Source organism: Streptomyces akebiae, from assembly GCF_019599145.1.
In the GTDB taxonomy this organism is placed as follows: Bacteria; Actinomycetota; Actinomycetes; order Streptomycetales; family Streptomycetaceae; genus Streptomyces; species Streptomyces akebiae.
Window position 1 is genome coordinate 5,866,060 of record NZ_CP080647.1, and the last position, 12,316, is coordinate 5,878,375.

Consider the following 12,316-nt stretch of genomic DNA (forward strand, 5'->3'; position numbering starts at 1 on the left):
GCTAGAATGTTCATTCTCAATGCGCCACGCATGCGCTCGTCCAGAGGCTGGCGGCAACGCCGGCCCTGGACGACGCGTGCTGTGGCGGGTGCCGTGGCGCTCGCCTTGAGCGGGCTCGTCCTGGCCGTGACCGCTCCCGCGGCTTCCGCGGCGACGCACCCGGTCTCGATCAGGAATCTGCAGTACAACCCGGCCAGCATGAACGTAGCGGTCGGCGACTCCGTGACCTGGTCGAACGACGACAGCGTCATCCACAGCGTGACCGGGGGACCGCTGAACTCACCCGACCTCGATCCGGGGGAGAACTACTCCTTCACCTTCACGTCCGCTGGGACCTTCGACTACCGCTGCAAGTTCCACCCGGACATGACCGGCACCGTGGTCGTCGGCGGTTCGTCGTCGCCCTCGCCGACCCCGACCTCCACCAGCACCTCCAGCCCGACACCGACGCCGCCTCCCACGGGCACCACCTCCCCGGCGCCCTCGGGTGGTACGGGCGGTGACGGTGAGGGCGGTGGCCCGGTCGGCGTCGGGCCCCTGCCCGTCTCCTTCCACCTCACCGACAACCAGAACGCGTGGTTCGACACGAACACCAACCTGTTCGGCGGCCGCGCCCTTGCGGTGGCCGAGATGCCGCGCGTACCGATCAGCGGCACCACGTCCAGCCTCCCGGGGCTGAACCTTGACGGTCTCCCCCTGATAGGTGAGGCGACCGGCGACGGCGGCCTGCTCGGTGGCGACGCCCTCGGTGCGCTCAACGGCGACCTGCCCGGCCTCGACGAGTTCGACTTCGACGGCTCGGACGCACCGCTGATCGGCGACCTCGGGGTCGACCCGCTGAAGCTGCTGGGTCTGGACTCGACCAAGGACGCCATCAACAAGGCCCTGCCCGATGGCGACCCCCGCGCCGAGGAGGCGGCCACGCTGCTCGACCAGCTGTCCGACGAGATGGAGGACAAGCCGGCGAACGCGCCGACCACGCTGGACGACCTGCCGGTCGGCGCCGATCTGCTCCCGCTTCTGGAGGACATCCAGAAGTACGCCGAGACCAACGACCTCGAGCTCCCGGTGACGGCGAACTTCGATGTCTCGGCTCCCGCCGCTGCCTCGGCGCACACCGTCACCGGCCTCATCTGGCCGGAGAAGGCGAAGGGCTTCCCCTTCGACCAGGGCGGCGCCTTCGTCGGCAAGACCAGCGTCCAGCTGACCGAGCCGGGCCTGTACGCCTTCGCGTGCAAGGTGCACCCGTTCATGCTCGGTGCGATCGTCGTCGACGACCCGCTCACCCCGGGTCTGGACTTCGGCGAGAAGCTGCGCGTCAACAGCCGCTCGCTGAACGTGCCGTCCAACGCCGACATCATCGCCGAGCTGGTGCAGAAGTTCTTCACCATCACGGTCCCGGCCAACTGGCAGCGGTACAGCGACACCGAGGCCACGCAGTGGAACCCGTCCTACCCGCCGGCGCCGATCCTGATGAACACCAGCGACGGCAAGCAGGAGCTCGTCCCCAGCCTGGACGCGTACCTGAAGAACAAGTTCAACACGCCGAAGACCCTCCCCGCCGCGAACCAGAAGCCCAGCGTCCCGGGCGTCGGTGAGGTCTGGGTGGACACCCAGTTCGAGAAGTTCGCGGGCAAGTCCAAGCCGGGTGCGGCCACCAAGATCGACGCCTCCGACTGGACCGTCGACCGCAAGGTCGCGCTGCCCCAGATCAACATGAACAACCCACACAATATGTGGACGGACCGTGACGAAAAGTACATCTACCAAACCGAGTGGTTCAACGACAAGCTGGACGTCTTCGACCGCAAGACCGGTGAGTTCGTCCGGCAGATCAAGGTCGGCCCCGACCCGTCCCACGTCATGACCAGGACGGACACGGACCAGCTGCACGTCGCCCTCAACGGCGGCGGCGCGGTCATGGAGCTGGCACCGGGCGGCACCGGTATCGACCGGCGCATTCCCGTCCAGGCCCCGGGTGAGAAGATCGCCCACCCGCACGCCCACTGGATGAGCGGCGACGCCAAGCACATGGTCACGCCGAACGTGAACACCTACGACTCGACCATCGTGGACATTCCGACCGGCGGCATCCGCAAGGAGAAGACCGGCGAACTGCCGATCGCGACCGGCATGACACCGGACGGCGCCAAGGCGTACGAGGCCAACTTCCTGGGTGGCTCCGTCTCGTGCATCTCCATCAAGGAGGACGCGTGCGTCGACGGCGGCACGAAGACCCACTACAAGGAGATCGACCTGTGGGGCGACTACGACCCGGTCAAGGGCGCCACGGGTGACTTCGGTGGTCTGCCGATCCAGCTGCCGGTGACCCCGGACGGCAGTGCGCTCCTGGTGGCGAACACCCTGACGTCGAACATCACGGTGATCGACCCGAAGACGGACAAGATCGTGAAGTACCTCCCCTGTGACGCCGGGTGCCACGGCATCAACTTCGGCGCCAAGAAGGGCGGAGGCTACTACGGCTACGTCTCGAGCAAGTTCTCGAACGCCATGTCCGTCGTCGACGTCGACCCGAACGGCGACGGCGACATCTCGGACGCCAAGGTCGTCGGCCGGATGCTCCTGACCGGTGACGACAACACCAAGATGGACGACAAGATCACCGGCTACGCCGGCATGGGCGGGCAGGGTGTTCTCGCGGTCCCGCTGGTCTACAACGGCTGGGCTCAGCGCGTGCCCGGCAACGCGGTCAACGACCAGCTGACGTGCCGTCAGCGCAACCCCATCGACTACGAGAGCAAGTGCTCGTAGCGATCCACCACGGCCGGGGGGCCGCCCGCGGGCGGCCCCCCGGTTCTCCTCAGAGCCCTCATGAGCGCATGAGAAGGACACACTTCCATGGAATCTCCCGACCCCGCGTACCCTCCACCGGCCGGACCCCGCCGCACGTTCCGCCTCTCCCACGTCGTGGCGTCGAGCGCCGCGTTCTTCGTCGTCATCGGCCTGACCTCCTTCGCTCCCGTCCTCATGAAGCAGGTGGCACCCGACGCTCCGCACCGGCCGAACCCGTCCGCGGTCGGGGCGCCCGGCGAGGCCAAGAACCTCGGGGACGGCACCCAACTGGCGCCCTACGAGGTCGTCGACGGGGTCAAGGTCTTCAAGCTCCACGCGGCGCCCGTCTCCTGGGAGACCGCGCCGGGCAAGGTCCGCCAGGCCTACGCCTTCAACGGCATCGTCCCCGGCCCGGTGATCCGCGTGAACGAGGGCGACCCGGTCCGCATCGTCGTCGAGAACGATCTGCCCGAGCCGACAGCCGTGCACTGGCACGGCATGGACCTGCCCAACAGCCAGGACGGCGTACCCGGCCTCACGCAGCCCGAGATCGAGCCCGGCGAGAGCTACACCTACGAGTGGAAAGCGATCAGCCCGGGCACCCACTGGTACCACTCGCACATGCACGGCGAGCAGGAAGGCAAGGGGCTCTACGGATCCCTTGAGGTCGTGCCGAGGACCGGCGACATCCGGGCCGACCGTGACTACCGCATCATGATCGGCGACGGTGCGCTGGGCTTCGTGTTCAACGGCAAGAGCTTCCCGGCGACCGAGCGCCTCAGCGCCCGGGTGGGCGAGAAGGTCCGTATCCGTCTGATCGGCACCGGCCCGGAGATGATCCACCCGATCCACCTGCACAGCGGCCACTTCACGGTGGTGGCGCAGGACGGCCGGCCGCTGCCCGTCCCGCAGGAGATGGACACGCTGAACGTGGGCGTGGGACAGACCTACGACATCGTCTGGACACCCACCACGACGGGCAAGTGGATGATCCACTGCCACATCTTCTCGCACTCGGAGACCCACGAGGGCATGGCGGGACTCGTCTCCGTCTTCCAGGTCGACCCGGCGGTCGTCTCCGTACCGGACCTGCCCCTCATCAACTGAGCACAGCGACCCGCCGTCTCCCCCTCCCCGTCCCCGCGTCCCCGTCCCCGCTTCCCCGCGTCCCCGTCCCCTGCTGAAAGGAACCGATCCCCATGATTTCCCGCGCTCCCGGGCATCCGTCCAGCCGCTGCCGCCGCCTGTCGGTCGCGGCCGTCGCCGGAGCCGCCGCCGTCGTCCTCCTCGCCGCGCCCGGTGCCTTCGCCCACGTCACCGTCAACCCGAGGACGGCCGAGCCCGGCGGCTTCACCAAGGCCGACTTCCGGGTGCCGAACGAGCGGGACGCCGACTTCACCGTGCGGGTGGAGATAGCCTTCCCGGCCGAGCACCCCTTGCGGCATGTGTCGGTCCAGCCCGTTCCCGGCTGGAAGGTGACGGTGAAGAAGGAGCGACTGAAGCAGCCGATCGTGGACGGTGACCACGAGATCACCGAGGCGGTCACGTCCGTCCTGTGGGAGGGCGGCACGATCCGCCCAGGGGAGTTCCAGGAATTCCCCGTGTCCCTGGGGCCCCTTCCCGAGGACGCCCCCGAGCTGGTCTTCAAGGCGGTGCAGACCTACTCGGGGGGCGAGGTGGTGCGCTGGATCGACGTCCCGGAGAAGGGCGAGGCCGAGCCCGAGCACCCCGCACCGGTCCTCGCACTGAAGAGCACCGCACCGGTCACGGCGGCGGCACCGGCCGCGGCCAGGACCTCGTACGAGGCGGAGGCGCCCGCCACCGACATGGTGTCGCGACTGCTCGGCGGCAGCGGGCTGGCCGTCGGCCTCGCCGCCCTCGGCTGGGCGGCGGCCGGGCGGCGGGCCACCGCGACGCGGTCCGCCCAGGCGGCGAGGCAGGAAGAGATCACGGCCTGAGAGAGCCGGGGGCGCCGACAGCCCCGTCCCCCAGGCCGTCGGCGCCTCCCCTGCCGCCTCCGACGAGAGAGATCACGATGCACCGAACAACGCTCCACCCGTCCGTGTACGCATGCGTCGCACTCCTGCTGGCAGCGCTGGCCGTGGTCGCCGGCTCCACCCCGGCCCGAGCCCACGCCTCCGTGGTGTCGACGGCGCCGGCCGACCGCCAGGTGCTCGGCACCCCTCCACCACGGGTGTCCCTGTCGTTCACCGAACCCGTGAGCCTCGGCCTGACCCGCGTCGACGTCATCGCGCCGGACGGCGACACGATCGCGACGGGGCGGCCGGAGCATCCCGCGGGCAGGGCCGAGGAGGTCGCGGTCAGGTTGCGGACCCTGTCGGCCAAGGGCACCTACACCATCGTCTGGCACACGGTTTCCGCCGACTCCCACCCCGTGCAGGGCACGTTCTCCTTCAGCGTCGGCCGGCCCACGGCCGGGAGCTCGCCCGCGTCCGGCGGCCCGTCCGCGGGCGTGGAACACGGCTCGGTGACCGCGGCCGTCGCCCTGCACGTCGCGGCGCGATGGGTCTCTTTCGTGGGCTTCGCCGTTCTTGTGGGGACCGCCTTCTTCGTCGCGGCCTGCCGGCCCGACGGGATCCGGCGGCGCCCTGTCCACGTGCTTGTGTGGACCGGCTGGTCCGCCCTCATGACGGCGACGGTGCTCTCCCTGCTCGTCTACGGGCCGTACGCGGCGGGCACCTCCCTGTTCTCCGCCCTGGACGGGCGCCTCATCGCCGCGACGCTGGGCAGCCGCATGGGCCTGATGCTCGCGCTGCGTGCCGTGCTCCTCGCTCTCGTCGCGGCAGGACTGGTCCTCGCCCGCCGGCGAGTGACCGCCGGCAGTCCGGTCCCGGGCGACCGGGCGGAGTACGCACTCGGGGCGGGGCCCTCGTGCGGACCCGGATGCCGGGGCCGGATACGCAACACCGTCGCCGTGCTCGGCGTCGGCTGCGCGCTCGCCCTGACATGGAGCCTCGCGGGCCACAGCGCAGCGGGCCCACTGGCCGCGCTCGCCGTGCCGGCCGACACGGTCCATCTCGTCGCCATGGCTGTCTGGACGGGCGGGCTCGTCGCCCTGGGCACGGTGCTGCTGCGGTCGTGGGACGCCCCCGGCGCCCCGGTCCTGGAGCCCGCCGTCACCCGGTTCTCGCGCGTCGCGGGGATGTGCGTCGTCCTGCTCCTGGCCACCGGACTCTTCCAGGCCTGGCGGCAGCTGGGCGGTGTGCCGGCACTGCCGGGCACGCTGTACGGACGTGTCCTGCTCGGCAAGTTGTGCCTGGTCGCGGTGCTGGTCGGGCTGGGCGCCGGGGCCCGTGCATGGGTGCGGCGCCACTACGGCCAGGCGCCGTTGGTGGTCCAGGGTCGGCGCAGGCCGACTCGGCCGGGGCCGGACGGCGGCCAGGTCCGGCGCTTCGGGAGGCTGGTGATGGCGGAGACACTGATCGCCGCCGTCCTGCTCGCGGTCTCGACCGTCCTGGCGAACACCGATCCGGCGACCGCGGACGGCGGGACCTCGGCGGACCGGCAGGGCCGGCGGCCCGCGGCGGGAGCGGCGTCCGCCGGACCCCGGACCGCCGTGCCGTTCAGCCGGGCGGCCGCCTTCGACAGCGGAGGGCGGAGCGGAAAGGGTGTCGTCGCCGTGGTGGTCAGCCCCGCGGCGAGAGGGGTGAACGAAGTCCACCTCGCGGTTCTCGACACCCGGGGACAGCCACGGGACGTGCCCGAGGTACGGGCGGAGTTCAGCCTGCGCAAGCCCTCGGTGGGGCCGATCCGCGTTCCCCTGACGTACGCGGGCCCCGGTCACCACATCTCGAGCGCCTTCTCACTGCCCCTGCGCGGGCGGTGGCAACTGGCGCTGACCGTACGCACGTCCGACATCGACCAGGACGTCGTACGCATTCCGGTTGATGTCCGCTGAAGGGTCGCCTGAAGGGTCGCCGCGGCGGTGGCCCGGACGAAGGAGGATCGCGACAACGTGCCGAACACACGCGACGCTCGCAAACTGTCGGTTGACGGACTTGAGGATCTGCGACGGTGTGCCGTCGCGGCCGTGGAGTCGGGTGTGCCGCGCACGGAGGTCGCGCGGCTGTACGGAGTCTCCCGGCAGACCGTGGGGGCCTGGGTCCGGGCCTACCGGCTGGAGGGCTCCGACGCGCTGCGCCCGCGCAGACGCGGCCGACGACCGGGCGACCAACTGGCGCTCTCGTCCGCCCGGCAGCTCTGGATGCTCCGGACCATGACGACGACGACGCCCGACAAGGTGGGACTACGGGACGTGCTGTGGACCTGGCAGTCCCTCGCGGCGCTGGCCCACCGGGAGTTCGGCGTCGTCCTGGGCACCACGACCATCCGCAACTACCTGACCCGGTGGGGATTCTGTCCGGACACAGCACAGCCGACCCGGATGCTCCCCCCCTCGCGCCGCCCTGGCGCACGGGTTGCGCGCGACGACGGGCGCCGGGACGGCCGAGGCGCAGAGGAGACCGGTGACAGAGACGCTGTGGACCGACCATGCCCGCGTGCGCTGGTGCGTCTGCGGCCCCCCGGCGGACCCCGATTCACGCATGTCCCTGCACTCCGACGTCCTCTTCGCGGTCACGAGCCGCAGAGCCGTGCTCTTCACGCCGGCCCGGGACCCGTACGACGGCGAGGAGATACGGGAGTTCTACGCCCGCCTGCTCAGCGGGCACTGCGGCCCGGTCGTCCTCGTGCCCGGCTGGGAACCCACCCGCCGGACGGAGCTGCTGGACCTGTGGCTCGCCACGCACACCGAGAGGACGCCCGTCGCACTGTGACGGGAGACGCCGCAGCTCTGGGCAGTGCTTGGACGGCTGCCGCGTTGCTGGCCACCGGCCACCGTCCGCCGTCCGACGTCCACTGACCGCACCGCACCACCCCGGTCCTGCCGCTCGGATCGTGCAGTCCCGTAACCGTGACGCGATCAACGCCGCCCAGTGTGCGGGACGCGCCGATCGGGCCGATGCGGGTGGCCTGGACCTGACCGACCACTGAAATCGGAGGTTGACAACCGGTGAGAATCAGGAACGAACAGGTATCCACGTGCAGTTGTCGTAGTGTCACGCGGCCCGATGCGCCGGGGAGCGCGGACGGCTCCGCCCGATCGTCGACGGGAGGGGTTCTCGCAACGGCGGCGCGCTTCGGCAGGCGGCTGCGCAAGGGGACGGCGACCGCCGCCCTGACGGCGGCCGCGGTCGCGGCCCTGACCGCGTCCCAGGCCCCCGGCCTGACCGACAGCGGTCGGCAGCGCACGGACATTCCCGCGGCCGACACCGACACCGACACCGACTCCGACGTGACCGGCGACTCCCCTTACTACACGGATCTGCCGCCCCTCGACAGCCCCGCCCAGATGCCCAGCACGGGCGACGATGACGGTGACGCCAACACCGGTGAGCCCGAAGCCGGCATACCCGTCACCGTCCTGCACGCGTACCAGAAGGCACAGGCCGCCCTCGCCGAGTCCAAGCCCGGCTGCGACCTCACCTGGCAACTGCTCGCGGCCATCGGCAAGGTGGAGTCCGGGCAGGCCCGCGGCGGACGCGTGGACGCGAACGGCACCACGCTGTCGCCCATCCTCGGGCCCGTCCTCAACGGCAACGGCTTTGCGAAGATCACCGACACCGACGGCGGCGCGTACGACGGCGACACGGTGCACGACCGCGCCGTAGGCCCTATGCAGTTCATCCCCTCGACCTGGGCGAGCTGGGGATCTGACGGCAACGGCGACGGCAAGAAGGACCCCAACAACATCTACGACGCGGCGCTCGCCGCCGGCCGCTACCTGTGCGCGGGTGACCGCGACCTGTCGGTCACCCCGCAGTTGCACGCGGCGATCCTCAGCTACAACCACTCGCAGGCCTACCTGAACACGGTCCTGAAGTGGCTCGAGTACTACCGCAAGGGCACCTACGCGGTCCCGGACGGCACGGGTGTCCTGCCGACCGGCCGCAGCGACGACAGCGACGGGCCGAACCCCAGCCCGTCACCGAGTACGCCCGGTACGTCCGAGCCGAGTACACCGAACCCGGGCACCACGAAGCCGGGCAACACGCAGCCGGACGGCGGCGGTTCGACGAGCCCCGGCCCGAACGATCCCGGCACCGAACCCGGCTCGCCCGCGCCCAGCCCCGCGCCCACCCGCCCGGTGGCGCGCCTGGAAATCGCGGACACCGGGGAGCTGACCGCGACGGCGGGCGACGCGTTCGGTGAGGGGGTGGCCGTGCGAGCCGAGACGCCGTCGGACACGGGCGTGCCGAAGGTCACGGTGCGGCTCCCGATCGTCGGCAACACGGACACGGCCCTCACCGGCGGCGAGAGTGTCCGGCAGTAGGCGCACCGAGGCTGCGACCTGGGTGCTGCCGGTCGAGCACCTGGTCGAGCACCTGGTCGAGGTCCTGGCGTGGGCCGCGCGGTTGTCCGCCGTCACGCGGGCTGGTGTGTCAAGCGCTCTACGCGGAGCCGAAGCCGCTTGGCGGAGACACCCGTAGGAAGAGTTGATGTCCCCGCAGCCGCGAGCGTCGGGGGTATCAGCGCCGGCTCAACACTGCTGGCTGGGCCGTGCTGTGGTCGGAAGGGGGCAACCACGGGGCGGTCAGCGCGCGCACCAGACCCTCGACGGACGTGAGGCCGGGCTGCCGTTTCCGCACAGCCCGTGAGCAGCGGGTATGCGCGGAACACGGAAGCAGGAGCGCCCCGTGCATACCGTCGCAGTCGGTGCTGCTCTTCGCGGGCGGCTGCGGCGGGGGCGCAGTCCGGCTCGTACCGCGCCCCCGCGACCTCCGAGAGCACCGCCCCCGAAGCGGAGCCCGAGCCTGACGACGCCGAAGAGCCCGGCTGGAGTCCGTGCCGGATGGCGCTGATCCGTTGAGAGAAATATCGGGGTCTGGAGGCCCGTCCGCTCACGCAAACGGCCCCGGACGACGAGTCCGAGGCCGAATAGAACGCCTCCCTGGGGAGGAAACCCCAGGTCAGCGGCGTAATGCGCTGTGCCCCCGGCAGGATTCGAACCTGCGACACCCGCTTTAGGAGAGCGGTGCTCTATCCCCTGAGCTACGAAGGCGGGGGCTTGTAGAAAACCTTGTTGAAGACCCAGGACGTGGATCTTCGGCAAGGGGCACAAGCCCGCTGGTCAGACGTGGTGCGATGCTCTCTGCGCGGTCACTTGAGCAGACAACACGACGTACCAACGACCGACCAGGGATAGCGTAGCGGATGCGCGCCAGCAGCTGTCCTCTGTATAGAGGCAGGAGAGCGGGGCGGCGAGCTTGAACGTCTCTGAGCTGCAACTTCCGTGGCCTGTAGCGAATGATTGGTGGGCGTTCTGAGGGAAGCGGCCGAGGGCGGTTGGACCGTTCTGCTCCATGCGTCAGCTTGTGGGGCCACTGAGTGCTGTAGCGCTGGTGTCTGGCAGGGCAGGTCACCCCTTGTTCGGGGACAGGTCCCCTCCTGGAACTCCGTGCAGACTCTCGCCTTCACCCTGGCATGAATCGCGGTTGACGGCTTTGCTGACGCCGCCCCGACCTCACAGCGCTGCGGGCACGGATGGGGCTGCTGGTCGCTCGACTGTTCCAGGTGCCTCCGCTGCCCTGTACGTCCGAACGTGATCGGTGCGGTGGTATCGGGACGGCGAGAGGGGGCGGCACGGCCGTTGGCGAGGACCCCGCGCCGCAGCCGACACCGGAGCGCGCGGTCCTCCGTTGCCGGGTGGGCATCCGTCACGGCGTGAACGCGTACCACGGGCCAAAGCTGCCGCCCTAGACGGTGTCCGGGCCGGTTCGTGAGAGGCGGACCATGGCGCGGTAGAGGGCGGTGGGCTTCGGCGCTTCGGGCAGCGGGGGGATCGGTGCGCCGGGTGCGGCGTAGGAGCGGAGCATGTGGCCGACGAGGCGGCGCCAGGCGTCGGGGGCGTCGTCACCGGCGGCGGCGATGACGCCGGCGTTGGCCATGAGCAGGATGACGAGGTCCTGGTGGGTGAAGTCGTCGCGTAGGTGTCCGCTGTTCCTGGCGCGGGCGATGAGTTCGAGGAACCCGTTGTGGGACTCGGCGCGGCGGGCTTCCAGTGCTTTGGCGGCGGGGAAGGTCATGGTCAGGACGTCGGCGAAGCCGCGGTCGGCGGCCTGCATGGCGCAGACGGCGTGGAGGTAGCCGGTGAAGCCGTGCCAGGGGTCGGGGTCGGCGAGTGCCGCGGTGACGGCGTCGGCGTAGGCGTCCATGCGGTCGGCGAAGACCGCGTTGACGAGTTCCTCCCTGGTCGCGAAGCGCCGGCCGAGCGTGGCTTTGCCGACGCCTGCCTCGCGGGCGACGGAGGCCATGGAGACGCCGAGTCCTTCGGTGGCGTAGAGGCGGCGGGCGGCGGCCAGGATGCGGTCGCGGTTGCGTTCGGCGTCGGCGCGCAGTCCCGTACCGGGCTGCTGGCACGGCGTCTGGTCGGAAGGGGGCGAGTTCATGCCCCCACTCTACTCAAGTGGAACGGCCAGGCCGTTTTTGTTGTACGGTGGGCGGCAGTGAAAGTGGGCCACCTGGTCCACTTGTTTCGAAGGGTTTTGTCATGCGCGCTGTCACGCTCGAATCCGTCCCCTCGGCCCCGGCCGTGAACGACGTGGACGCTCCTCGCCCGGCGGCCGGGGAATTGCTGGTCAAGGTGGCCGCTGCCTCGGTTAACGGCATCGACCTCGCCACCGCCGCCGGCTACACGCAGGCGTTCATGGAGCACCGGTTCCCGCTGGTCCTCGGCCAGGACTTCGCCGGCACCGTCGAGGAGCTCGGCGAGGGCGTGGAGGGCTTCGCGGTCGGCGACGCGGTCTTCGGTGTCGTGCTGAAGCCGTACCTGGGAGCCGGGTCGCTGGCCCAGTACGTCACCGTGCCCGCCGGACACGGAGTCGCTCACATCCCTGCGGGCGTGAAGTCGGCAGACGCCGGCGCGCTGGGCGTGGCCGGAGCCACCGCCCAGGTGAGCCTGGATGCGGTGGCCCTGGCCGAGGGCGAGACGCTGCTGATCTCCGGGGCCTCCGGCGGGGTGGGCGCGCTGGCGGTGCAGCTCGCCGCCGTCCGTGGCGCGAAGGTGATCGCGACCGCCCGCCCCGGCGCGCAGACCGACTTCGTCACCGGCCTGACCGGCGCGGACGTCCACGTGGTCGACTTCACCGGCGACCTTCAGGGACAGGTCCGCGCGATCGCCCCGGAGGGCGTGGACGCGGTGCTCCACCTGGCGGGCGACGGCGCCCAACTGGTCGCCCTGCTGCGGCCGGGCGGACAGCTCGCCTCCGCCACCGGCCTGACCCAGGACGACGTCAAGGGACAGGACGTCACCGTCCATACGATCATGTCCAGCCCCGACGCGAAGCTCCTGGCCTCCCTGGCCGAACAGGTCGCCTCCGGCGCGCTGCGTGTGCCGGTCACCGCCACCTACCCGCTGGAGCGGGCCACGGAGGCGTTCGCCGCCTTCAGCGCCAGCACCCCGGGCAAGATCGCCGTCTCCTGCTCCTGACACCCGTCCAACGGA

General features: G+C 70.7%; 8 protein-coding genes, 1 tRNA gene and 1 pseudogene. 8 read left to right on the top strand and 2 right to left on the bottom strand.

Annotation, left to right across the window (positions count from 1 at the left end; translation table 11 throughout):
* Positions 1-30 precede the first annotated feature (30 nt).
* From K1J60_RS25345 to K1J60_RS25370, 7 genes and pseudogenes are all read left to right on the top strand, one after another.
* On the top strand, positions 31-2,772 hold the full coding sequence (locus K1J60_RS25345; RefSeq protein WP_220648185.1) for a cupredoxin domain-containing protein: 2,742 nt from the start codon (positions 31-33) through the stop codon (positions 2,770-2,772).
* Between the two features lie 87 nt (positions 2,773-2,859).
* The gene (locus tag K1J60_RS25350) at positions 2,860-3,900 is read left to right on the top strand and encodes a multicopper oxidase family protein (RefSeq protein WP_220648186.1); all 1,041 of its coding nucleotides are present in this window, start codon (positions 2,860-2,862) and stop codon (positions 3,898-3,900) included.
* A 92-nt stretch (positions 3,901-3,992) separates the two neighbouring features.
* The gene (locus K1J60_RS25355; RefSeq protein ID WP_220648187.1) at positions 3,993-4,751 is read left to right on the top strand and encodes a YcnI family protein; all 759 of its coding nucleotides are present in this window, start codon (positions 3,993-3,995) and stop codon (positions 4,749-4,751) included.
* 77 nt (positions 4,752-4,828) lie between these two features.
* Positions 4,829-6,712: a copper resistance CopC/CopD family protein gene (locus K1J60_RS25360; RefSeq protein WP_220648188.1), complete on the top strand. Its 1,884-nt coding sequence runs from the start codon at positions 4,829-4,831 to the stop codon at positions 6,710-6,712.
* Between the two features lie 57 nt (positions 6,713-6,769).
* A pseudogene (locus tag K1J60_RS47205) lies at positions 6,770-7,183 on the top strand (helix-turn-helix domain-containing protein); the annotation flags it as partial.
* A 175-nt stretch (positions 7,184-7,358) separates the two neighbouring features.
* On the top strand, positions 7,359-7,589 hold the full coding sequence (locus K1J60_RS47210; RefSeq protein ID WP_398684350.1) for a hypothetical protein: 231 nt from the start codon (positions 7,359-7,361) through the stop codon (positions 7,587-7,589).
* A 236-nt stretch (positions 7,590-7,825) separates the two neighbouring features.
* Positions 7,826-9,145, top strand: a complete 1,320-nt coding sequence (locus K1J60_RS25370) for a lytic transglycosylase domain-containing protein (protein WP_317619726.1) — start codon at positions 7,826-7,828, stop codon at positions 9,143-9,145.
* A gap of 656 nt (positions 9,146-9,801) precedes the next feature.
* Here K1J60_RS25370 and K1J60_RS25375 read toward each other — a convergent pair.
* Together K1J60_RS25375 and K1J60_RS25380 are read right to left on the bottom strand one after the other, a co-directional pair.
* Positions 9,802-9,874, bottom strand: a tRNA-Arg gene (locus K1J60_RS25375).
* 694 nt (positions 9,875-10,568) lie between these two features.
* Complete coding sequence (locus K1J60_RS25380) at positions 10,569-11,261, bottom strand: TetR/AcrR family transcriptional regulator (RefSeq protein ID WP_220648190.1); 693 nt, start codon at positions 11,259-11,261, stop codon at positions 10,569-10,571.
* Positions 11,262-11,362: 101 nt separating this feature from the next.
* Here K1J60_RS25380 and K1J60_RS25385 point away from each other — a divergent pair, with 101 nt between their 5' ends.
* Entirely contained in the window at positions 11,363-12,301 is a 939-nt protein-coding gene (locus K1J60_RS25385) for an NADP-dependent oxidoreductase (protein ID WP_220648191.1), read from the top strand.
* Positions 12,302-12,316: the final 15 nt, after the last annotated feature.